14 protein-coding genes are annotated in these 23,080 nt (G+C 60.7%); 6 read left to right on the top strand and 8 right to left on the bottom strand.

Going from position 1 to position 23,080, the window contains the following annotated elements:
• The first annotated feature begins 319 nt into the window (after positions 1 to 319).
• Complete coding sequence (locus tag KL786_RS10585; protein ID WP_032862136.1) at positions 320 to 550, top strand: hypothetical protein; 231 nt, start codon at positions 320 to 322, stop codon at positions 548 to 550.
• The gene (locus tag KL786_RS10580) at positions 547 to 840 is read left to right on the top strand and encodes a cell division protein ZapA (RefSeq protein WP_032862135.1); all 294 of its coding nucleotides are present in this window, start codon (positions 547 to 549) and stop codon (positions 838 to 840) included. The genes KL786_RS10585 and KL786_RS10580 overlap by 4 nt, the downstream gene beginning before the upstream one ends.
• Here KL786_RS10580 and KL786_RS10575 read toward each other — a convergent pair whose 3' ends face one another.
• Both KL786_RS10575 and putA read right to left on the bottom strand, forming a co-directional pair.
• Positions 841 to 2,643: an acyl-CoA dehydrogenase gene (locus KL786_RS10575; RefSeq protein ID WP_215517591.1), complete on the bottom strand. Its 1,803-nt coding sequence runs from the start codon at positions 2,641 to 2,643 to the stop codon at positions 841 to 843. It abuts the gene before it with no gap.
• A gap of 349 nt (positions 2,644 to 2,992) precedes the next feature.
• The gene (putA, locus tag KL786_RS10570; RefSeq protein WP_215517590.1) at positions 2,993 to 6,946 is read right to left on the bottom strand and encodes a trifunctional transcriptional regulator/proline dehydrogenase/L-glutamate gamma-semialdehyde dehydrogenase; all 3,954 of its coding nucleotides are present in this window, start codon (positions 6,944 to 6,946) and stop codon (positions 2,993 to 2,995) included.
• 29 nt (positions 6,947 to 6,975) lie between these two features.
• On the opposite strand from putA, the gene KL786_RS10565 reads away from it, so the two are divergent.
• On the top strand, positions 6,976 to 7,182 hold the full coding sequence (locus KL786_RS10565; protein ID WP_154841359.1) for a hypothetical protein: 207 nt from the start codon (positions 6,976 to 6,978) through the stop codon (positions 7,180 to 7,182).
• Positions 7,183 to 7,405: 223 nt separating this feature from the next.
• Positions 7,406 to 8,890: a sodium/proline symporter PutP gene (gene putP, locus KL786_RS10560; protein WP_032862131.1), complete on the top strand. Its 1,485-nt coding sequence runs from the start codon at positions 7,406 to 7,408 to the stop codon at positions 8,888 to 8,890.
• Between the two features lie 82 nt (positions 8,891 to 8,972).
• On the opposite strand, the gene KL786_RS10555 is transcribed toward putP, so the two are convergent.
• Both KL786_RS10555 and KL786_RS10550 read right to left on the bottom strand, forming a co-directional pair.
• Entirely contained in the window at positions 8,973 to 9,347 is a 375-nt protein-coding gene (locus KL786_RS10555; RefSeq protein ID WP_215517589.1) for a hypothetical protein, read from the bottom strand.
• Positions 9,337 to 10,284 (bottom strand): hypothetical protein, encoded by a 948-nt coding sequence (locus KL786_RS10550; protein WP_215517588.1) that lies wholly within the window; start codon positions 10,282 to 10,284, stop codon positions 9,337 to 9,339. Before KL786_RS10550 ends, KL786_RS10555 begins: the two co-directional genes overlap by 11 nt.
• Before the next feature lie 277 nt (positions 10,285 to 10,561).
• Between KL786_RS10550 and KL786_RS10545 the strand changes: the two genes are divergently transcribed.
• Entirely contained in the window at positions 10,562 to 11,398 is an 837-nt protein-coding gene (locus KL786_RS10545) for a 23S rRNA (adenine(2030)-N(6))-methyltransferase RlmJ (protein ID WP_032862126.1), read from the top strand.
• 119 nt (positions 11,399 to 11,517) lie between these two features.
• Here KL786_RS10545 and msrA read toward each other — a convergent pair whose 3' ends face one another.
• From msrA to aceE, 4 genes are all read right to left on the bottom strand, one after another.
• Complete coding sequence (gene msrA, locus KL786_RS10540; protein WP_032862125.1) at positions 11,518 to 12,165, bottom strand: peptide-methionine (S)-S-oxide reductase MsrA; 648 nt, start codon at positions 12,163 to 12,165, stop codon at positions 11,518 to 11,520.
• A 67-nt stretch (positions 12,166 to 12,232) separates the two neighbouring features.
• The gene (locus tag KL786_RS10535) at positions 12,233 to 14,923 is read right to left on the bottom strand and encodes a putative bifunctional diguanylate cyclase/phosphodiesterase (protein ID WP_215517587.1); all 2,691 of its coding nucleotides are present in this window, start codon (positions 14,921 to 14,923) and stop codon (positions 12,233 to 12,235) included.
• Positions 14,924 to 15,334: 411 nt separating this feature from the next.
• Positions 15,335 to 16,975, bottom strand: coding sequence for a dihydrolipoyllysine-residue acetyltransferase (gene aceF, locus KL786_RS10530; RefSeq protein ID WP_215517586.1), 1,641 nt, complete (start codon positions 16,973 to 16,975; stop codon positions 15,335 to 15,337).
• A gap of 11 nt (positions 16,976 to 16,986) precedes the next feature.
• Positions 16,987 to 19,632, bottom strand: coding sequence for a pyruvate dehydrogenase (acetyl-transferring), homodimeric type (aceE, locus tag KL786_RS10525; RefSeq protein WP_215517585.1), 2,646 nt, complete (start codon positions 19,630 to 19,632; stop codon positions 16,987 to 16,989).
• Between the two features lie 383 nt (positions 19,633 to 20,015).
• Here aceE and glnE point away from each other — a divergent pair, with 383 nt between their 5' ends.
• Entirely contained in the window at positions 20,016 to 22,955 is a 2,940-nt protein-coding gene (gene glnE / locus KL786_RS10520; RefSeq protein ID WP_215517584.1) for a bifunctional [glutamate--ammonia ligase]-adenylyl-L-tyrosine phosphorylase/[glutamate--ammonia-ligase] adenylyltransferase, read from the top strand.
• Positions 22,956 to 23,080: the final 125 nt, after the last annotated feature.

Below are 23,080 nucleotides of genomic sequence, written 5' to 3'. Positions count from 1 at the left end.
CCGAGAAACGCGCGCGGCGCGATATTCATATTACGAAGAGACATGCAATGGTCCTGGGAGAGGCGCGATCCGTGCGGCGTTGAGGCGGGGTATGCATGACCTATCGGACGTACGACTAAAGTCTTGAGGGGGTGCGCGCTTTTGTCGCACCCTCGGTGGATCGGAATGGATTCAGGAACCAGATGGCGTAAATGCAGTCACTAAGGCTCGCAAGCGTGGCCTGCCCCGTGCAATCAAGGCTGCGCGCCAGGATATCCCTGGCTTCCACGGTGAATTTTCTTTATCGTCACCGCCCTTTGAAAAAGCCCGAGAATTCAAAATGTTAGAAACATCCCTCAGCCAACTGGAACAACTGGTCAGTGACCTGGTACAGCAGAATCAGGAACTGCTGGGCACCAATGAATCCCTCAAGGCGGAACTGGCCCGCGCCAAGGACGAAAACGACAGCTTGCAGCTGAACCTGATGGAGCAGGAAGAAAAGCAGGGCGCCACCGCAGCCCGTATCCAGGCGTTGGTTGAGCGTGTGAGCGCAGGTCCTGTCAGCGCATGAATGAAGGGATAAAGGTCGTTTCGATTCTCGGTGAGGATTACTCGATCAAGGCCCCGGACGGGGAAGACAACACCCTGCTCAAGGCTGTGACCCTGCTCAAGGCATCCTTGGCCACGACCAAGCAGAAGTACCCGACCTTGATCGGCGACAAACTGCTGGTGTTGGCGGCGCTGAACCTATGTGCCGAGCAGATCGAGATGCAGCAGCGTCACCAGCAGGAACTCGACCGTTACCAAGAGCAAGTCAGCGCCACGGTCGAGGTGATTTCCAAGGCCATCGGCCAGCCCTGATCAGAACCATTCGTCCTGCATGGCCAGGCACGTATCGTCCCGCGCTTCCAGGATCGCCAGTTCATGATGGCACCCCGGTATTTCCCAGGTCAGGAAGTACCGGGCCGCTTGCAGCTTGCCTTTATAGAAGGCCACATCCGCCGCATTGCCTTTGGCCAGCCCTTCTTCGGCGCGGATCGCCTGTTCCAGCCAGCGCCAGCCAATCACCGTATGCCCAAACACTTTCAGGTACAGCGCCGAGTTCGCCAGGCTGCTGTTGACCTTGCCCTGGGCGAGATCCGCCAACAACCCGAGGGTCACGCTTTGCAGGCGTGCCACCAGTTGCTCCAACGGCTCGCGCAATGCTGTGAGTGACTCATATTGCTGGGCCCGGGCTCCGGTCTCGGCGATCAGGCGGATCAACTGCTTCAAGCCCGCGCCGCCATTTTGCGCAAGCTTGCGCCCCAGCAGGTCCAGGGACTGGATGCCGTGGGTGCCTTCGTGGATCGGGTTCAGGCGGTTGTCGCGGTAGTACTGCTCCACCGGGTATTCACGGGTGTAACCGTGGCCGCCGAGAATCTGGATCGCCAGCTCGTTGGCCTTCAGGCAGAACTCCGAGGGCCAGGACTTGACGATCGGGGTCAGCAGGTCCAGTAACTCATGGGCCTGCTTGCGTCCGACCTCACTGTCCAGGGTGGTGGTGTCATCGAACAGCCGCGCGGCATACAGGCCCAGGTCGAAGGCGCCTTCCACATAGGCTTTTTGCGTGAGCAGCATGCGCTTGATATCGGCGTGCTGGATGATCGACACCGGTGCGGTGTTCGGGTCCTTGCTGTCCGGCAGGCGGCCTTGCGGGCGCTCCCGGGCGTAGTCCAGGGAATACAGGTAACCGGCGTAGCCGAGCATCACCGCGCCCATGCCGACGCCAATCCGTGCCTCGTTCATCATCTGGAACATGCAGGCCAGGCCCTGGTGCGGTTTGCCCACCAGATAGCCGACACACTCGCCGTTATCGCCGAAATTCAGTGCGGTGGAGGTGGTGCCGCGCCAACCCATCTTGTGGAACAGCCCGGCCAGCAACACATCGTTGCGCTTGCCCAGGCTGCCATCATCGTTGACCAGGAACTTGGGCACGATAAACAGCGAAATGCCCTTCACCCCGGCGGGCGCATCCGGCAGCTTGGCCAGCACCATGTGTACGATGTTTTCCGACAGCGGGTGATCGCCGCCGGAGATGAAGATTTTGTTGCCCTTGAGGCGGTAGGTGCCATCTGGCGCGGGCTCGGCGCGGGTGCGGATATCCGACAGCGACGAACCGGCATGGGGCTCGGTCAGGGCCATGGTGCCAAAGAACCGGCCTTCGATCATCGGTTGCAGAAAGCGTTGCTTCTGCTCCTCGGTGCCAAAACTCTCGATCAGATTGGCCGCGCCCATGGTCAGGAACGGGTACGAGGTCGAGGCCGCGTTGGCTGACTGAAAGTGCGCAAAACACGCTTGGGACAGCAGGGTCGGCAGTTGCATGCCACCTGCTTCGAAGCTGCGGGCGGCGTTGAGGAAACCGGCTTCGAGAAAGGCATCCACGGCAGGTTTCACTTCTGGAATCAGGATGGCCTGACCGTTTTCATAGCGCGGCTCGTTCTCGTCACCCTTGCGGTTGTGCGGTGCGAAATACTTTTCGGCGATGTTGCGGGCGGTGCCAATGGCGGCATCGAAGGTTTCGCGGTTGTGCTCGGCAAACCGCTCGCGCTGGGTCAGGCCCTCGGCATCAAGGACTTCGTACAGCTCGAAAGCCAGATTGCGGGAACTGAGGAGCGTCTCGGACATGGCGGCTTACCTATGAGGGAATAGGCCGGAGTCTAAGTCTGGGAATAGAGGCGCGATAGCAAGATTGATCTGGGTGATGGAGCAGCAAAACACAACGTAAAGGTATGACGCGGTCAATGTAGGAGCTGGCTTGCCTTAATGCCAGTCAGTTAAGCGGTCATCGCCTTCTGTAGGAGCGAGCTTGCTCGCGAAAAACGTCAACAATAACGTGTGCTTACTGAATGAATGCGGCGCCTGTAAGTTTTTCGTCGGAACGCCGCCCGGAGACAAGCTCGCTCCTACATTTATCCGGTGTAGGCAGATGCAATGCAGTGGGGCGCCCATTGCAGGCGCCCCACGTTGGCATTGATCAGCCGATAGTCATCAAGCTCGCATTACCGCCGGCCGCAGCAGTATTGACGCTCAACGCGCGCTCGATCACCAGGCGCTCCAGCGCAATGTTGGTTTCGCCCGAAGACAGCCCGTTGACCCCGACAATCGCGCCACTGCGCTGGGCCACTTGCTGGCAAACCCCACGCAGTTGGTCGCTGTCGCCGTGGTGCAGGACGGCGTCGAAGATCACTTCGTCCTTGGTCCAGTCGGCCACGCGCTGGATCTTCGCCTGAACTTCCTTCGGCAGCCGTGGGAACAGCGCCTTGGTCAGTTCGGATTCCGGCCACACTGCCGAGCTACCCACGGCCAGTACGGCCGCCAGTTGCGACAACAGGTCGCCTTCCGCCTCTGCCAGGCACAGTACGTGCTCGCGGGGCAGGATGGCGTAGCTGTTGCGCTCGCCGGTCGGGCCGGCCAGTTGGCGAGTGATGCCGCTTTGCGATTGCGCCGCGAACTGGTTGCACAGGGCGCTCAGATCGCTGAACTTGTTGCTGTCGGCCCAGGTTTTCAGGGCGGTCAGTGGTTGGCTCATGGCGTCACGCAGGCGTACATCCGGCGCGGCCAGAGCATCACCGCGTACGAAGGATTGCTCGATCGCATCGGTAGGGCGCGTCGACAGCAAGCGGTACAGGTACAGCGGGCCGCCGGCTTTCGGGCCGGTGCCCGACAAACCTTCGCCGCCGAATGGCTGCACGCCGACCACGGCACCGACGATGTTGCGGTTGACGTAGACGTTACCGGCATGGACGTTGTCGATCACCTTGGCGATGGTCTCGTCGATACGGGTGTGCACGCCCAGGGTCAGGCCGTAGCCAGAAGCATTGATCTGGCCGATCAACTGGTCGATCTCTTTACGCTTGTAGCGCACCACGTGCAGCACCGGGCCGAAGATCTCCCGTTGCAGCTCGTCGAAGCTTTCCAGTTCGATCAGGGTTGGCATCACGAAGGTGCCGCGCTTGATTTCTTCGCTGTCGGCAATCGCCACCTGGTACACGGTGCGGCCTTTGTCGCGCATGGCCTGGATGTGCTTCTCGATGCCTGCCTTGGCTTCGGCGTCGATCACCGGGCCGATATCCACGGACAGGCGCTCCGGGTTGCCCAGGCGGCATTCAGCCATGGCACCCTTGAGCATTTCGATGACGCGGTCTGCCGAATCTTCCTGCAGGCACAGTACACGCAGGGCCGAGCAACGCTGGCCGGCACTGTCGAAGGCCGAGGAGACGACGTCGATCACCACCTGCTCGGTGAGGGCCGAGGAGTCGACGATCATTGCGTTCTGGCCACCGGTTTCGGCGATCAGCGGAATCGGGCGGCCCTGGGCATCCAGGCGACCAGCGACGTTGCGTTGCAGCAGGCGCGCCACTTCGGTGGAACCGGTGAACATCACGCCTTTGACGCGCTCATCACCGACCAGGCGGGCACCGACGCTTTCGCCCTGGCCCGGCAGCAGTTGCAGCACGCCTTGCGGAATGCCGGCTTCCAGCAACAGGCGCACGGCCTGCGCGGCCACCAGCGGGGTTTGTTCGGCCGGCTTGGCCAGCACCGGGTTACCGGCGGCCAGTGCAGCGGCGACTTGGCCACTGAAGATCGCCAGCGGGAAGTTCCACGGGCTGATACAGACCACCGGGCCCAATGGGCGGTGGGCGTCGTTGGTGAAGTCGTTACGGGCCTGCACCGCGTAGTAACGCAGGAAGTCCACGGCTTCACGCACTTCGGCGATGGCGTTGGCGAAGGTCTTGCCGGCTTCACGGGCCAGCAGGCCCATCAATGGCTGGATCTCGCCTTCCATCAGGTCAGCGGCGCGTTCCAGGATCGCCGCGCGTTCGGCCGGCGGGGTGGCCTGCCAGATCGGTGCGGCGTTGAGGGCGCACTGGATCGCGTTGTCGACGTCTTCGACGGTGGCTTCCTGGACATGGCCGACCACATCACGCAGGTCGGACGGGTTCAGCACCGGCGCAGCAACTTCATTGCTGGACGCGCAACCGAGCATCGGCGCGGCTTTCCAGTGGTTGTGCGCGGTGGCCAGCAAGGCGCAGGACAGTGATGCCAGGCGGTGTTCGTTGGCCAGGTCGATACCGGCCGAGTTGGCACGCTCGCTGCCATACAGGTCACGCGGCAGCGGGATACGCGGGTGCGGCAGGCCGAAGCCGCCTTCCAGCGTCGCCATCTGCTCGATGCTGGCCACTGGATCGGCCACCAGCTCCTGGATCGAGATGGATTGGTCGGCGATACGGTTGACGAACGAAGTGTTGGCGCCGTTTTCCAGCAGGCGACGCACGAGGTAGGCCAGCAGTGTTTCGTGGGTGCCGACCGGAGCGTACACGCGGCACGGACGGTTCAGCTTGCCTTCGGAAACCTTGCCTACAACCTGTTCGTACAGCGGTTCACCCATGCCGTGCAGGCACTGGAACTCGTATTGGCCGGGGTAATAGTTCTGGCCGGCAATATGGTAGATGGCCGACAGGGTGTGGGCGTTGTGCGTGGCGAACTGCGGGTAGATGACTTCCGGTACCGACAGCAGCTTGCGTGCGCAGGCAATGTAGGAAACGTCGGTGTACACCTTGCGGGTGTAGACCGGATAGCCTTCCAGGCCTTCGACCTGGGCGCGCTTGATTTCGCTGTCCCAGTACGCGCCTTTTACCAGGCGGATCATCAGGCGGTGACGGCTGCGGCGTGCCAGGTCGATCACGTAGTCGATCACGTACGGGCAACGCTTCTGGTAAGCCTGGATCACGAAACCGATGCCGTTCCAGCCGGTCAGTTGCGGCTCGAAGCACAGGCGCTCCAGCAGGTCCAGGGACAGTTCCAGGCGGTCGGCTTCTTCGGCGTCGATGTTCAGGCCGATGTCGTATTGCTTGGCCAGCAGGGTCAGGGACAGCAGGCGCGGGTACAGCTCGTCCATCACGCGCTCGTACTGGGCGCGGCTGTAGCGAGGGTGCAGGGCCGACAGCTTGATGGAGATACCCGGGCCTTCATAAATCCCACGGCCATGGGAAGCTTTGCCGATGGAGTGAATGGCTTGTTCGTACGAGGCCAGGTATTTCTGTGCATCGTGTTCGGTGAGTGCGGCTTCACCGAGCATGTCGTAGGAATAACGGAAACCCTTGGCTTCGAACTTGCTCGCGTTGGCCAGGGCTTCGGCGATGGTTTCGCCGGTGACGAACTGCTCGCCCATCAGGCGCATGGCCATGTCGACGCCCTTGCGGATCATCGGCTCGCCGCTTTTGCCGATGATGCGGCTCAGGGACGAGGTCAAGCCCGCCTCGTTGTGCGTGGCCACCAGTTTACCGGTCAGCAAGAGGCCCCAGGTGGCGGCGTTGACGAACAGCGATGGGCTGTTACCCAAGTGTGGGTGCCAGTTGCCGGTGCTGATCTTGTCGCGGATCAGCGCGTCACGGGTGCCCTTGTCCGGGATGCGCAGCAGCGCTTCGGCCAGGCACATCAGTGCCACGCCTTCCTGGGACGACAGGGAGAATTCCTGCAACAGGCCCTGAACAATCCCGGCACGGCCGCCGGCGCTCTTCTGATTGCGCAGTTTCTCGGCAATCGAGGCGGCCAGCTTGTTGGTGGCCTCGGCCATTGGGGCCGGCAGGCGTGCCTGCTCGATCAGCATCGGCACCACTTCCGGCTCGGGGCGACGGTAAGCAGCAGTGATCGAAGCGCGCAGCACCGATTGCGGCAGGATGCTTTCGGCGAATTCCAGGAAGCACTGGTGGGCGTGATCGTTCTGCACCTCGCCGGCGTCGTCTGCGTCCTTGATGCCCGAGCCGTTGAGCTCGGTCAGGGTTGCACCACCCTCAAGTTTCTCCAGGTAATTGAAAATTGCCTGCTTGATCAGCCAGTGCGGCGTGCGATCAATGGAGGTCGCGGCGGCCTTGAGGCGTTCGCGGGTTGGGTCATCGAGTTTGACCCCAAGGGTGGTCGTAGCCATATTTTTATCCTCATGGGTGCCACTACTGCGTGGCATCAGCTGGCGGCAAGATTAGCTTTGCGCTGAACGAGGTGCAACCGGGTGCAACCCATTTTCTTCATGAAACCCGCGCTGCTCGTCAGAAAACAATTTCACTCGACGGAATCGGCTTGATATTGGTGCGTTTGCTTCTGGATTTGGCTGTTCTTGCTCCGAAAAGGAGCAAAAAACCGCCGTTTGCCGAAAAACGCGCTTAGGTGCAACTAATTCCTACGAAACTGGTTGCACCTTATTTGCTTTGTTGAATAGCATTCGCGCACCAAGGTGCAACCATCTGCAAAGTTCGGTTCATCGGCTGATGGCTTTCCTGGGGAAACGTCAGTCATAAATGCGCGGCACGCAGCTTCGTCTACAAGCTACTCTCTTGTAGGTGGGCTGACAGACCGCCGCTACATAAAAACAAAGCCAGGGCGTAACTCAATGAGCGTAAGTAATCCAACCCTGATCACATTTGTGATCTACATCGCGGCAATGGTGTTGATTGGTCTCATGGCCTATCGCTCCACCAATAACCTCTCCGATTACATTCTAGGTGGTCGCAGCCTCGGCAGCGTCGTCACCGCACTCTCGGCTGGCGCCTCGGATATGAGCGGCTGGTTGTTGATGGGCCTGCCAGGTGCCATCTACATGTCGGGCCTGTCGGAAAGCTGGATCGCCATCGGCCTGGTTGTCGGTGCTTACCTGAACTGGCTGTTTGTGGCCGGTCGCCTGCGCGTGCAGACCGAACACAACGGCGACGCCCTGACCTTGCCGGACTACTTCTCCAGCCGCTTTGAAGACAAAAGCGGCCTGCTGCGGATTATCTCGGCCGTCGTGATCCTGGTGTTCTTCACCATTTACTGCGCCTCCGGCATCGTGGCCGGTGCCCGTCTGTTCGAAAGCACCTTCGGCATGTCCTACGAGACGGCGCTGTGGGCCGGTGCTGCGGCGACAATTGCCTACACCTTCATCGGTGGTTTCCTGGCAGTGAGCTGGACAGATACCGTACAAGCCACCCTGATGATCTTCGCGTTGATCCTGACGCCCATCATCGTGCTGCTGGCTACCGGCGGCGTGGACACCACGTTCCTGGCCATTGAAGCGAAAGATCCAACCAGCTTCGACATGCTGAAAAACACCACCTTCATCGGCATCATCTCGCTGATGGGCTGGGGCCTGGGCTACTTCGGCCAGCCGCACATCCTCGCGCGATTCATGGCGGCGGATTCGGTGAAGTCGATTGCCAAGGCGCGTCGCATCTCCATGACCTGGATGATCCTGTGCCTGGCCGGTACCGTGGCTGTAGGCTTCTTCGGTATTGCCTACTTCTCGGCGCACCCAGAAGTTGCAGGTCCCGTGACCGAAAACCCTGAGCGTGTATTCATCGAACTGGCCAAGCTGCTGTTCAACCCATGGATCGCGGGCGTGCTGCTGTCAGCCATCCTGGCTGCGGTGATGAGCACCCTGAGCTGCCAGTTGCTGGTGTGCTCCAGCGCCCTGACCGAAGACTTCTACAAGGCTTTCCTGCGCAAGGGCGCTTCCCAGCTTGAACTGGTATGGGTCGGCCGCATCATGGTGTTGGTGGTTGCGCTGATCGCCATCGCGATGGCTGCCAACCCGGAAAACCGTGTACTGGGCCTGGTGAGCTACGCCTGGGCAGGTTTCGGTGCCGCGTTCGGTCCAGTGGTCCTGATCTCTGTACTGTGGAAAGGCATGACCCGCAACGGCGCACTGGCCGGTATCCTGGTCGGCGCGATCACCGTGATCGTGTGGAAGCACTTCGAACTGCTGGGCCTGTACGAAATCATCCCAGGCTTTATCTTCGCCAGCCTGGCGATCTACTTCGTGAGCAAGATGGGCGCACCGACTGCCGGTATGGTTGAGCGCTTCACTGCTGCCGAGAAAGACTACAACCTCAATAAATGAGGCGTTCATGCGGGCCTTGAGGGCCCGCTGAACTGAAAACGGCCCGCATCCTTTGGATGGCGGGCCGTTTTTTTGCCCAAAGTTAATCGAAGTAAGTGATGATCAGCCCTGCCATACCGGCCACCCCCAGAAGGGCGGTTCCGTGAAGCAGAATCTTGATGTCGCGTGGAAAGGCCTGTACCTGCTGAAGGTCAACGACACCACGTCGCGCATTCAGCCTGGGCAGTGCAATGGCTGCATACACTGCGCAAAGCCTCATCATTCTTCCTCGCGGTGAGTTCCCGAGGTAACTGCCGTGAAAGCTGACGAGTCGACACTTGTTTAAATGAGCTTCCATAGCCTCAAGCTTTCGATAACACAAAAATACTCCGAGAATATTGGTAATAACTACCGCCGTTAGCGAGCCGATTACGATCTGGGCGCTGGCAGGGAGATTCAAGAAATAATCAATATTCATACAAAAGTAATCCTGCCTTTTCGCCGCCCGTGCCCCCGAGGCTCCCACCTGCTGCGCCGCCGATCCCTGCGCCAATCAGCAGGCAAGCCAAGGCTCCTGGGCCAGTGGTGGGGGCTAAAATGGTGAGGCATAGTAGCGATCCGGCAGCGCCACCGAGTGAGCCACCAGCAACCCCGCCGGCCAATTTTCCCAGTTCGGTATATTTTGCCATCCTGCACTGCTCTTCTCTTCCAGTAGAACACGCCTCCTTAATTTGCAACGCTGTCGAGGTCGTACTCAACGCAATCCCCAGTGGCGTGCCGTTCTTAAGCAGCTTCGCGGTCTTTGAAACCCGCGCAACGGTTTCGGCATACCGAGTGATCTCCCCGGTATGCAGATAACTCCTGGTGGATATCCCCAGCATCTTCTTGATCGAGCCCTCATTGCGCAAACCCGTGCCATATCGGGCGAACCCGCGCATCTGCGACTCCAGCTTGGCAAACAAGGTTTGGCGTCGGGCCAGGAAATCATCTCGAACCGTGCCCCCGCCCTGGCGCAGTGACTGTTTGTGCAGGGCATCAATGTCTTCAAGGGTTTTGCCAATGTCTTGCAGATGTCGACTCCAGGCATCGCCACCCGTACCTATACCCAGCGAAGCGAAGCCCAGCAGTTTTTGCAACAGGTCGTAGTTGTGCAAGGCGAAGGCATCGCCGCCCTCGGACGTCACACTATGACGAATGTTCCAGGCGGCTTGCATCAGGCGGGACTCTTCCAGGGTGCATGTCAGGGTGCTGTCGTCGCCAATGATCACCAGTTGCCCAGGTTGCACCACGGCATTTCGGATGTGGATGTTGAGCACGTCGAATTTGGTTTCAGCTTGTTTGCTCAAGCCTAACCGTGCCTTGAGCTCCACTGAGGTTTGTTGCCGGTTATTGATAAATCCGTAGGGCTGAGCCATTGAAAATGCCTCAGCAGGTTTTGTCGGTGTGGAGGCATTTCGCAATAGGGTGGTTGCGTGTCATACAGGCATTCCTTTGAATGAAGATGACGCAGCAATTTAAAGACCCGACTCACCTCTGTCGTGCTTGTGGCGGCTGAATTCGGGGGACGTTTACAGTTTTGGGAAATGGGCTACTCAATCCAATCCGGTGTCCGACAAAAAGCACCGCCCGGCATGCAGCCCTGCACCTTTACCCCGGTAAAAGGTAAACTTCGCCCCCTGCGCAGGAGCAACCATGAATTATCGTCACGCCTTTCACGCCGGCAACCACGCCGATGTCTTCAAACACCTGACCTTGACCCGCCTCATCGCCCTGATGTCGCGCAAGGAGCAGCCGTTTGCCTATCTCGACACCCACGCCGGGATTGGTCTGTACGACCTGCAAGGCGACCAGGCCAACCGTACCGGTGAATACCTGGAGGGCATCGCCCGCCTGTGGGGCGAGGCGGACCTGCCGGCGCTGACGGCGGACTACATGCAAGTGCTGCACGAGATGAACCCGGATGGCCAGTTGCGCTATTACCCCGGTTCGCCAGAGCTGGCGCGGCGCCTGACTCGTCCCCAGGACCGCGTGCTGCTCAATGAAAAGCACCCGGAAGACGGCGTGCTGCTCAAGGACAACATGAAGGGTGACCGCCGGGTGAAGGTGCATCTGGGCGAAGGTTGGCATGTGCCACGGGCCTTGCTGCCGGTACCGGAAAAACGCGCGTTGATGCTGATCGACCCGCCGTTCGAGCAACTCGACGAGATGCAGCGCTGCGCCGCCTCCCTCAAGGAAGCCGTGGGCCGCATGCGCCAGACGGTCGCCGCGATCTGGTACCCGGTGAAGGACCAGCGCATGTTGCGTCGCTTCTACCAGGACCTGGCCGGCACCGGCGCGCCAAAGTTGCTGCGCGTGGAGTTGCTGGTGCACCCGCTGGACACCCCCAACACCCTGACCGGCTCGGGCCTGGCGATTGCCAACCCGCCGTGGGGCCTTGAGGAGGAGTTGCGTGAGTTGCTGCCGTGGCTGTCGAAGAAGCTGGGGCAGACCCAGGGTGGTTGGCAGATGGATTGGCTGATTGCCGAGTAACGGCATCAAGTCGGTCACAGAACAAATGTGGGAGCGGGCTTGCTCGCGAAAGCGGTGTATCAGTCGCCATATTCTCTGACTGACACACCGCATTCGCGAGCAAGCCCGCTCCCACATTTTTAGATCGGGCAGGTCACGCCAGTACCGCCGATCCCGCAGTAACCCTGCGGATTCTTCGCCAGGTACTGCTGGTGATAGGCCTCGGCGAAGTACACCGTCGGCGCCTGGTCGATTTCAGTGGTGATTTCGCCCAGCCCAGCCTTGGTCAGTTCTTGCTGATAGGCCTGTGCGCTGGCATTCGCAGCGTCCAGTTGCTCAGGGGTGGTGGCATAGATCACCGAGCGATACTGGCTGCCGATGTCGTTGCCCTGGCGCATGCCCTGGGTCGGGTTGTGCAGTTCCCAGAACATCTTCAGCAGGTCTTCGTACTTGAGTTTGGCCTGGTCATACACCACCAGTACCACTTCGCTATGGCCGGTCAGGCCCGAGCAGACTTCTTCATAGGTCGGGTTTGGCGTTAAGCCGCCGGCATAGCCGACCACGGTGCTGACCACGCCGTCGCGCTGCCAGAACTTGCGTTCGGCGCCCCAGAAACACCCCAGGCCAAAGATCGCAAATCCCACATCATCCATGAACGGGCCGAGCAGCGGGTTGCCGTTGACGAAGTGCGTCTCGGGCAGGCTCATCGGGGTTTCACGACCAGGCAAAGCTTGTTCGGCAGTAGGCAGCACGTTTTTATTCACCAGGATTTCCGAGCGCAAGACCATGATCAGTCCTCTCGTCAGGTTGAGTTAACAGTTCAGACCACCAGTGTGCCCGAGTGTTACAGCGCTGTCAGGCGATTGGCCCGCGTGGATAGCGTTTGAGCTTGTCCAGCAGCTCGGAGCCGGGGATTGGCCGGTCGAACAGGTAGCCCTGGCCGACGTCGCAACGATGGCGGCGCAGGAACGCCAGTTGCTCGGCCGTCTCGATGCCTTCGGCAACCACCTTGAGCTTGAGGTTGTGCGCCATGGCGATCACCGCCGAGGTGATTTCCATGTCGTCCTGGTTGTCCGGGATTTCATGGATAAAGCTGCGGTCGATCTTGATGATGTCGATGGGGAATTTCTTCAGGTAACTCAGGGATGAGTAACCGGTGCCGAAATCATCCATGGCCAGGGTCAGGCCAAGGCTCTTCAACTGGTCCAGTTGCAGGCGCGTGTCCTCGGTGGCTTCCAGCAGCAGGCCTTCGGTCAGCTCCAGCTCCAGCAGGTTGGCGGGCAATTGCTCTTCCTTGAGGATGCTGGCGATGGACGCCACCAGGTCCGGGTCGGAAAACTGCTTGGGCGACAGGTTGATCGCCACCTGCAGGTTGCCCATGCCAGCGGCGCTCAGTTGCCTGCTCATGCGGCAGGCCTGGCGCGCGATCCATTTGCCAATGGGAATGATCAGGCCGGTCTCTTCGGCAACGCTGATGAACTGGTCCGGGCGGATCATGCCCTTTTCCGGATGGTTCCAGCGCAGCAACGCTTCCATGCCCAGCAGGCGCCCGCTGCGCAGGCACAGCTTGGGTTGGTAGAACACATCGAGCTCGTTCTGGGTCAGGGCGCGGCGCAGGTTGTTTTCCACGAACAGTTTGTAGCTGGCCTCGGCATTCAGGGCTTCGGTAAACACCTGCACCTGGTGCTTGCCGTTAGCCTTGGCCTTGTGCAGCGCCAGGCCGGCGTTGCGCATCAGGGTCTGTGGGTCGCGGCCATGCAGCGGCGCGCAGGCCAGGCCTACGGAACCGGTGACACTGATCAACTGGTTGTCGACGAACATCGGTTTGTCGAGGGTCATCAACAGCTGGCAGGCCATCTGCTGGCCGGCCTCAAGGTCGGCGTTATCCAGCAGCACTGCAAATTCGTTACTGGCAAAGCGCGCCAGGCTGCCGCCGGCATTGAGGCTGTTGCGCAGGCGCCGGGCCAGGCTGATCAGCAGCTTGTCACCGGTCTGGTGGCCAAGGCTGTCGTTGATCCGCTTGAAGTTGTCGATGTCCACCAGCAGCAGGCTGATGGGCGCGTCACTGTCACGGGCAAAGCGCTCATCGAGGTTGCGGATGAACGCCGGGCGGTTGCCCAGGTTGGTCAGGTTGTCGGTGTAGGCCAGGCGCTCGATACGCTGCTGGGCCAGTTTGGTCTGGGTGATGTCTTCGTAGATGCCGATGTAGTGGGTCAGTTCGCGGTTGTCGCCATAGACCTTGGAGATCGACAGTTGGCCCCAGTACGGTTCGAGGTTTTTGCGCCGGCTCTTGAATTCGCCCTGCCAGCTGTTGCTCTTGGCCAGGCTGGAGGGCGCGTCGAACAACAGTTCGCTGAGGTTTTCCAGGGCCGGCAACTGGGCCAGGCGATGGCCGTGGACTTCCTCGGTGCTGTACTGGGTGATCGCGGTGAAGCTGGGGTTGACGTACTCCACCACGCCGTCGCAATTGACCAGCAGGAAGGCATTGGCACTTTGCTCCACGGCACGCTGGAACAGGTGCAGGGCGCTGGTGGCGGCGCGGCGGTTATGGTTGTTGATGACCTGGGCGAACTGGTCGGCCAACTCGCCGGCAAAGGCTATCTCATCAGACAGCCAATCCCGGGTGCCGGTGCTTTGCTCCAGGCACAGCACGCCCACTACCTGGCCGTCGATGCGGATGCTGGCATCGAGCATCGCGTGGATGTCCATGGGGCGCAGGGTTTCGACCATTTCCCGGGTGCGCGGGTCGCGCATCGCATTGCTGGCATCGATGGCACGGCTGCTGTGCAGGGCTTCCAGATAATCCGGGAAGCCGCTGGCATCAATCGACAATGGCAGATGGTGCTGTTGGTCGGCGCGATTAAAGGCCGAAATTGGCACCAGTTGCTGGCCTTCCAGGTTCCAGATGCTGGCACAGTCGATCTGGTAGATGTCACAGGCGCTGCGGGTGATCAGTTCGGCGGCTTCTTGCAGGGAGTTGTTGGTGCTGTAGCGCTGGCGGGCCAGCAGCAGGATCAGTTCCTGCTGGGCGCGCACCCGTTCCAGGTGCTGCAACTGCTCCTGCTGTGCGCGCTGGTTGAGCTCCAGGGCGATCTGCAGGCGGCTGTTCTGGTCTTCCAGGTCGGCGGCGGGCACAGGTGTCAGGTTACTGAACAAACCGTCCACCACCATCAGGTAGCCGCGCAGCAGATGGCGATTGTGCTGCTTGTAGGCCTCACCCACCTCCAGCAGGCTCAGCGGGCCGTCGTTGGTGTGCAGGGTGTAGCGCACCAGGTAATGGGGGCTGAGGGTCAGTTGCTGCTGGATCGCATCGTGCAGTTGGTAGCGCGCCTGGGGCTCCATCAGGCTGGCGTAGGGCGAGCCGACCAGCGAGCACAGCTCTACCGCGGGCAGGCCGAATTGGCGTTCACAATTGGGGTCGAGGTACAGCAGCGCCCAGCTTGCCTCATTCAGCCGCTCGAAACGCAGCATACCGAGGCGCGAAGGCACCGGTAATTGCGTCACGACCTCGGCCGCCGTTCGGGCGACATCGGGTTGGCTTTTCATGGGGAAACTCGCTTGGAAAAATGCGCATCGCGCCGGGCTATCGCCCTCTTTACTGTTGTCTGCGGCAAGGTTGCATCATGCAGCACGGACTGACAAGTGAGGATGAAGGCTAAGTGCTATAAGTGGGTTATCGGCCGCGCAGCGGTTTTCTACAGTCGCAATGATGGACGGTTATCCTGCATGCCCTTTGTAGGAGCGAGCTTGCTCGCGAAAATCGTTAACGATAACGCGCCTAACCTGAATGAGCGTGGCGTCCTTGAGTTTTTCGCGAGCAAGCTCGCTCCTACAGAAGGGCACGGGCAATTCAGGTGGGCAAAAAAAGCCCCGCCAAATTGGCGGGGTTGAGGTACGAGCGTGGCGCTCGGAAATCGGTGCAGCCAGGCCTCCCCGGTGAAGGGGAGGCCCGTTGGGTTACAGCAGGATCGTGCGGATGTCGTTCAGCAACTGGCTCAGGCGCTGGGTGAAGCGTGCAGCGGCCGCGCCATTGATCACACGGTGATCGTAGGACAACGACAGCGGTAGCATCAGCTTTGGCTGGAAGGCCTTGCCGTCCCACACTGGCTGGATGGTGGCCTTGGAGACACCGAGGATCGCCACTTCCGGCGCGTTGACGATTGGCGTGAAGCCAGTGCCGCCGATGTGCCCGAGGCTGGAGATAGTGAAGCAGGCGCCTTGCATGTCGTCCGGAGTCAGCTTCTTGTCACGGGCCTTGGCAGCCAGTGCAGCCGCTTCGCCAGCCAGCTGCAGCAGGCTCTTCTGGTCGACGTTCTTGATGACCGGTACCAGCAAGCCATCCGGGGTGTCGACCGCAAAGCCGATGTGCACGTACTTCTTGCGAATGATCGCTTTGCCGCTGGGTGCCAGCGAACTGTTGAAGTCCGGCAGTTCCTTGAGCAGGTGCGCACAGGCCTTGAGCAGCAGTGGCAGTACGGTCAGTTTCACGCCGGCCTTCTCGGCCACGGCTTTCTGCGCAACGCGGAAAGCTTCCAGGTCGGTGATGTCGGCCTGGTCGAACTGAGTCACGTGCGGAATGTTCAGCCAGCTGGCGTGCAGACCGGCTGCGCCGATTTGCATCAGGCGGGTCATCGGCACTTCTTCGATTTCGCCGAAGCGGCTGAAGTCTACGGTGCGGATTGGCGGAATGCCCGAGCCACCGGTAGCAGCGCCGGCAGCCGGAGCTTCCTTGGCTTTTTGCATCATGGATTTGACGTAAACCTGTACGTCTTCCTTGAGCACACGACCGTGCGGACCGGTTGGGCTGACTGCACTCAACTCGACGCCGAATTCACGGGCCAGTTGGCGCACCGCAGGACCGGCATGGGTCTTGGCACCGCTTGGTGCTGGGGCAGCAGCCGGGGCCGGAGCGGCCTCGGCTTTTGCCGCAGGCGCCGGAGCAGCAGGTGCAGCTTCAGCCTTGGCGGCCGGAGCAGCGGCGGCTGGAGCGGCAGCAGCAGGAGCCGCAGCGCCCGCTACTTTCAGCTTGAGGATGAAGTCACCAGTGCCGACTTCGTCTTCCAGCTTCACGGCAATGCTTTCCACCACGCCGGCAGCCGGCGAAGGGATTTCCATGGAGGCCTTGTCGGACTCCAGGGTGATCAGCGACTGGTCGGCTTCGACGGTGTCGCCGACTTTAACCAGCAGCTCGATGATCTTGGCCTTGCCCGACGAGCCGATGTCCGGAATGTGAATGTCCTGGACGGTAGCAGCGGCGGCAGGTGCAGCAGCCGGGGCCGCTGGGGCCTCGGCAGCAGCGGCAGGCTTTTCAGCGGGAGCCGGGGCAGCAGCAGGAGCGGCCGCCGCAGGGGCCGCATCAGCGGCACCTTCGATTTCCAGCTCAAGCAGTTCGTCGCCTTCTTTCAAGCGGTCGCCCAGCTTCACTTTCAGGCTTTTGACCACGCCGGCCTTGGGAGCAGGGATTTCCATGCTCGCCTTGTCCGACTCCAGGGTCAGGATGCTCTGATCGGCTTCGACTTTGTCGCCGACCTTCACAAACAGTTCAATTACTTCACCTTCACCGCTGCCGATGTCAGGTACGCGAATGAGCTCGCTCACAGATAGTCTCCTCAGCAGTCCAGTGGGTTGCGTTTTTCCGGGTTGATCCCGAACTTGACGATGGCATCAGCCACCACCTTGGGTTCGATCTCACCACGGTCAGCCAAGGCTTCCAGGGCTGCCAACACCACGAAGTGACGGTCGACTTCGAAGAAGTGACGCAGCTTCTTGCGGCTGTCACTGCGGCCGAAACCGTCGGTGCCCAGGACTTTGAATTCCTTGGACGGGACCCACTGGCGAATTTGTTCAGCAAACAGTTTCATGTAGTCGGTAGAGGCAATGACTGGACCTTTACGGCCGGCCAGGCACTCTTCGACATAGCTCTTGGCTGGCTTCTGGCCAGGGTGCAGGCGGTTGCTGCGCTCCACGGCCAGGCCGTCGCGACGCAGTTCGTTGAAGCTGGTCACGCTCCACACGTCAGCGCCGACGTTGAACTCTTCACGCAGGATCTTCGCCGCTTCACGCACTTCGCGCAGGATGGTGCCGGAGCCCATCAGCTGTACGTGGTGTGCCGCTTCCTTGGTGTCTTCTTCGAGCAGGTACATGCCCTTGATGATGCCTTCTTCAACACCGGCCGGCATGGCAGGTTGCTGGTAGGACTCGTTCATCACGGTGATGTAGTAGAAAACGTCCTGCTGCTCTTCGGTCATCTTCTTCATGCCGTCCTGGATGATCACCGCCAGCTCGTAGCCGTAGGTTGGATCAAAGGTGCGGCAGTTCGGGATGGTGGCAGCCAGGATGTGGCTGTGACCGTCTTCGTGTTGCAGGCCTTCGCCGTTCAGCGTGGTACGGCCGGCGGTGCCGCCGATCAGGAAGCCACGGGTACGGCTGTCGCCTGCTGCCCAAGCCAGGTCGCCAATACGCTGGAAGCCGAACATCGAGTAGAAGATGTAGAACGGCAGCATCGGCTGGTTGTGGCTGGAGTACGAAGTACCGGCAGCGATGAAGGAGCTCATGGCGCCCGCTTCGTTGATGCCTTCTTCGAGGATCTGGCCCTTCTTGTCTTCCTTGTAGAACATCACCTGGTCTTTATCGACTGGCTCGTAGAGCTGGCCGACGGAGGAGTAGATGCCCAACTGACGGAACATGCCTTCCATACCGAAGGTACGGGCTTCGTCCGGGATGATCGGGACGATGCGCGGGCCGATTTCCTTGTCCTTGACCAGCTGCGCGAGGATCCGCACGAAGGCCATGGTGGTGGAGATTTCACGGTCGCCCGAACCATCAAGGATTGCCTTGAGGGTGCTGAGGTCCGGTGTCGGTACGCTGAAGCTCTGGGCGCGGCGCTGTGGCACGAAACCACCCAGGGCAGTGCGACGCTCGCTGAGGTAGCGGGCTTCGGCGCTGTTCGGCTCTGGCTTGAAGAACGGCAGGTTCTCCAGCTCTTCATCCTTGACCGGGATGTCGAAGCGGTCACGGAACAACTTCAGGCTGTCGACGTCGACTTTCTTGGTGTTGTGCGCAGTGTTCTTCGCTTCGCCGGCACCGGTGCCATAACCCTTGATGGTCTTGGCCAGGATGACGGTAGGTTGTTCTTTGTGGTTGACCGCTTCGTGGTACGCCGCGTAGACCTTGTACGGGTCGTGGCCGCCACGGTTGAGTTTCCAGATCTCGTCGTCGGACAGGTCGGCAACCATCGCCTTGAGTTCAGGCGTGTTGAAGAAGTGTTCACGTACGAACGCGCCGTCTTTGGCCTTGTAGTTCTGGTACTCGCCGTCGATGACTTCGTCCATGCGACGTTGCAGGATGCCGTCGACGTCCTTGGCCAGCAGTGGGTCCCAGAAACGGCCCCAGATGACTTTGGTCACGTTCCACTGAGCACCGCGGAACACGCCTTCGAGTTCCTGGATGATCTTGCCGTTGCCGCGAACCGGGCCGTCGAGACGCTGCAGGTTGCAGTTGATGACGAAGATCAGGTTGTCCAGCTTCTCGCGGCCGGCCAGGGAGATAGCGCCCAGGGATTCCGGCTCGTCGCACTCGCCGTCGCCCAGGAAGCACCAGACCTTCTGCTTGCCTTCGGGGATGAAGCCGCGGGCTTCCAGGTACTTCATGAAACGTGCCTGGTAGATCGCCTGGATCGGGCCCAGCCCCATGGAAACGGTCGGGAACTGCCAGAAGTCAGGCATCAGCCAAGGGTGCGGGTACGACGACAGGCCGCCACCGTCGACTTCCTGGCGGAAGTTGTTCATCTGGTCTTCGGTGATGCGACCTTCCATGAACGCACGGGCGTAGACGCCTGGCGAGGTGTGACCCTGGAAGTAGATCAGGTCGCCGCCGTGTTCGTCGGTCGGGGCCTGGAAGAAGTAGTTGAAGCCGATGTCATACAGGGTTGCGCTGGAAGCGAAGCTGGAGATGTGACCGCCCAGGTCAGAATCTTTCAAGTTCGTGCGCATAACCATCGCCATCGCGTTCCAGCGTACCAGCGAGCGAATGCGGCGTTCCATGAACAGGTCGCCAGGCATGCGTGCTTCGTGGGTAACAGGGATGGTGTTGCGGTATGGCGTGGTGATGGCGTAGGGCAGTTGCGAGCCGCTGCGGGTCGCGAGTTCGCCCATACGGGTCATCAGGTAGTGAGCACGGTCTTCGCCTTCTTTATCGAGAACCGATTCCAGGGCGTCCAGCCATTCCTGGGTTTCGACGGGATCGAGGTCTTGCATGGCTTGCTCCAGGGCGGAAAGGCTACCAGAATCGGTTGCCTGAAGTTTGCGACTGGCCTTGTGGGCAGACGACATAAATTCTTGGATGGCCGAAGGTTGCTTCGGCGTCCTGTAGTTTTACTACAAATCGTCGGCCATTTCAGCCTTTCGAATGTATATACGAGTAGTAAAACTACACAAGACTGAGCGTATGGCTCGGTCTGGCTGGTGAGCATAATCGTTATTGTTGATCTTTTGCGAACGAGAAAAGGTAGAAGTTTAATGTTGCCTGCCAAAATTAATGTTTTTTCAGCTATTTCTAACTTTTGTTCGACAGTCCTTCATCGCGCGCGGTTCTTGCGTTCACAGCCACAAGCCATTTGCGCGCCGATCAAGGATAGACCATGAGCCTTCCAATGCTGGTTGAACTCCCAGCCATTCTGTTGCCATTTGCGAGCAGGGCTGAGCAGTCATTTCGTGACGCGGTGGCCATGCTGGATGCCGATCATGGCCTGTCCGCGTGGACGCCGCAACGCTGGGCTGACTTTTCCCGGGTATGCGCTGCCAGTGATTTCGTCATTGAACAGAGTGTTCGTGACCCTTTGATGTTGCTCGAACTGGTGGCCAGGGGCGAGCTGGACCGCGGCTTTGCGCCCGATGAACTGTGCGGGCAGATTGCCGCAGCGGTGCAACAGGCTGAAACAGAAGATGAACTGGGCCGCGTGCTGCGTCGCCAACGCACTCGCCAGCAAGTGCGGATTATCTGGCGCGACCTCACCCGACAGGCGGACCTGGTGCAGACCTGCCGTGACCTGTCGGACATGGCCGATGCCAGCATCGACCAGGCGTACCAGTGGTTGTACCAGCGCCACTGCGCGCAATTCGGCACCCCCACCGGCGGGCGCAGCGGCGAGCCGCAGCAGATGGTCATCCTCGGCATGGGCAAGCTGGGCGCGGTGGAGTTGAACCTGTCGTCGGACATCGACCTGATCTTCGCCTACCCCGAAGGCGGCGAGACCGTGGGCGCCAAGCGTGCCCTGGATAACCAGGAGTTCTTTATCCGCCTGGGCCAGAAACTGATCAAGGCCCTGGACCCGATGACCGTCGACGGCTTTGTGTTCCGTGTCGACATGCGCCTGCGGCCCTATGGTTCGGCCGGGGCGCTGGTGCTCAGTTTCAATGCATTGGAGCAGTACTACCAGGATCAGGGCCGCGACTGGGAACGCTACGCGATGATCAAGGCGCGGGTGGTGGCCGGCGACCAACAGGCCGGCGCGCAGTTGCTCGATCTGTTGCGTCCGTTCGTTTACCGGCGCTACCTGGACTTTTCCGCCATCGAAGCGCTGCGCACCATGAAGCAGCTGATCCAGCAGGAAGTGCGGCGCAAGGGCATGGCCGAGAATATCAAGCTGGGCGCAGGTGGCATCCGCGAGGTGGAGTTTATCGCCCAGGCGTTCCAGTTGATCCACGGCGGTCGTGACCTGAGCCTGCAACAACGGCCATTGTTGAAGGTGCTGGGTACCCTGGAAGGCCAGGGCTACCTGCCGCCGGCGGTGATTGCCGAGTTGCGCAGCGGCTATGAATTCCTGCGCTACACCGAACATGCGATCCAGGCCATCGCCGACCGTCAGACACAGATGCTGCCTAACAATGACGAAGACCAGGCGCGAATTGCGTTCATGCTGGGCTTTGCCAATTGGACCGCGTTCCATGAGCAATTGATGTACTGGCGTGGCCGGGTGGACTGGCATTTCCGTCAGGTGATTGCCGATCCGGACGAAGAGGACGGTGCAGAAAGCGAATTGGTGGTCGGCGGCGAGTGGTTGCCCCTGTGGGAAGAATCCCAAAATGAAGAGGCTGCCTGTCGCCAATTGGCTGAAGGCGGCTTTGCCGACGCGCCCAAGGCCCTGAAAGCCTTGGCCGGCCTGCGCAGTAGCCCGCAACTGCGGGCGATGCAGCGCCTGGGGCGTGAGCGTCTGGACGCATTCATCCCGCGCCTGTTGGCCCAGGCGGTCGAGCACGCCAACCCGGACCTGGTGCTGGAGCGCGTACTGCCGCTGGTAGAAGCCGTCGCCCGACGTTCTGCGTATCTGGTGCTGTTGACGGAAAACCCTGACGCCCTGCGTCGGCTGTTGACCCTATGCGCCGCCAGCCCGTGGATTGCCGAGCAGATCACCCGCTTCCCATTGCTGCTGGACGAGTTGCTTAACGAAGGCCGCCTGTTCAAGCCGCCGTTGGCGCCGGAGTTGGCTGCCGAATTGCGCGAGCGCCTGACGCGCATCCCTGAGGATGATCTTGAGCAGCAGATGGAGGCCTTGCGCCACTTCAAGTTGGCGCACCGCCTGCGGGTCGCCGCGTCGGAAATCGCCGGCAGCCTGCCCTTGATGAAAGTCAGCGATTACCTGACCTGGCTCGCCGAGGCGATTCTTGAGCAAGTGCTGGCCCTGGCCTGGCGCCAGACCGTGGCCCGCCACGGTACGCCGCAGCGCCTGGACGGCACCTTGTGCGATCCCGGATTTATCATCGTCGGCTATGGCAAGGTCGGCGGCATCGAGCTGGGCCATGGCTCGGACCTGGACCTGGTGTTTATCCATGACGGTGACCCGCAGGCCGAAACCGATGGCGCCAAGCCAATCGATGGTGCGCAGTTCTTTACGCGCCTGGGCCAGCGGATCATTCACCTGTTGACCACCCAGACCAACTCCGGGCAATTGTACGAAGTGGATATGCGCCTGCGACCTTCTGGCGCATCCGGGCTGCTGGTCAGCTCCCTGGGCGCCTTTGCCCGCTATCAGGAAAACGAGGCCTGGACCTGGGAGCATCAGGCCCTGGTGCGGGCGCGGGTATTGGTCGGCAGTCAGGATGTGGGCCGCGCGTTTGAAGGCGTGCGGGCGCAGGTGTTGGGGCGCACGCAGGACCTGGCGAAGCTGCGCCAGGAGGTCAGCGAGATGCGCGCCAAGATGCGCGACAACCTGGGCACCAAGTCGACCGGGGCCGGCACAGCGGCGAATGCCTTCGAGCCCACGGCGGTGTTCGATCTCAAGCAGGACGCCGGAGGTATCGTCGATATTGAATTTATGGTGCAATACGCCGCTTTGGCGTGGTCTGCGCAACATCCATCGTTGCTGCGCTATACCGATAACATCCGCATCCTGGAAGGCCTGGAGCAGGTCGGGCTGATGCCCGCCGCCGATGCCCACCTGTTGCGTGAGGTGTATAAGGCCTATCGCTCGGCGGCCCATCGCCAGGCCTTGCAGAACGAGGCTGGGGTGGTTGCAGGAGATCAGTTTGCTGACGAACGGCGCCAGGTGAAACGGATCTGGCATGAGCTGGGGTTAAGCTAAAACACTACAGCGACCCCAATTGAATGTGGAGACCGGCTTTATGTGGGAGCGGGCTTGCCCGCGATGCAGGCGCTGCGGTCTGGCTGGCAGCACGTGGTGATGCTATCGCGGGCAAGCCCGCTCCC

Source organism: Pseudomonas sp. TAE6080, assembly GCF_018732265.1.
Lineage (GTDB): Bacteria > Pseudomonadota > Gammaproteobacteria > Pseudomonadales > Pseudomonadaceae > Aquipseudomonas > Aquipseudomonas brenneri.
The sequence above is the reverse complement of the archived record's forward strand: the minus strand, read 5'-3'. Positions and strand labels throughout refer to the sequence as shown.

Excerpts from the sequence above, each read along its gene's own strand:
- KL786_RS10585 (WP_032862136.1), top strand. The coding sequence starts at position 320 with ATGTTAGAAACATCCCTCAGCCAACTGGAACAACTGGTCAGTGACCTG.
- KL786_RS10580 (WP_032862135.1), top strand. The coding sequence starts at position 547 with ATGAATGAAGGGATAAAGGTCGTTTCGATTCTCGGTGAGGATTACTCG.
- KL786_RS10575 (WP_215517591.1), bottom strand. The coding sequence starts at position 2,643 with ATGTCCGAGACGCTCCTCAGTTCCCGCAATCTGGCTTTCGAGCTGTAC.
- putA (WP_215517590.1), bottom strand. The coding sequence starts at position 6,946 with ATGGCTACGACCACCCTTGGGGTCAAACTCGATGACCCAACCCGCGAA.
- putP (WP_032862131.1), top strand. The coding sequence starts at position 7,406 with ATGAGCGTAAGTAATCCAACCCTGATCACATTTGTGATCTACATCGCG.
- KL786_RS10555 (WP_215517589.1), bottom strand. The coding sequence starts at position 9,347 with ATGAATATTGATTATTTCTTGAATCTCCCTGCCAGCGCCCAGATCGTA.
- KL786_RS10550 (WP_215517588.1), bottom strand. The coding sequence starts at position 10,284 with ATGGCTCAGCCCTACGGATTTATCAATAACCGGCAACAAACCTCAGTG.
- KL786_RS10545 (WP_032862126.1), top strand. The coding sequence starts at position 10,562 with ATGAATTATCGTCACGCCTTTCACGCCGGCAACCACGCCGATGTCTTC.
- msrA (WP_032862125.1), bottom strand. The coding sequence starts at position 12,165 with ATGGTCTTGCGCTCGGAAATCCTGGTGAATAAAAACGTGCTGCCTACT.
- KL786_RS10535 (WP_215517587.1), bottom strand. The coding sequence starts at position 14,923 with ATGAAAAGCCAACCCGATGTCGCCCGAACGGCGGCCGAGGTCGTGACG.
- aceE (WP_215517585.1), bottom strand. The coding sequence starts at position 19,632 with ATGCAAGACCTCGATCCCGTCGAAACCCAGGAATGGCTGGACGCCCTG.
- glnE (WP_215517584.1), top strand. The coding sequence starts at position 20,016 with ATGAGCCTTCCAATGCTGGTTGAACTCCCAGCCATTCTGTTGCCATTT.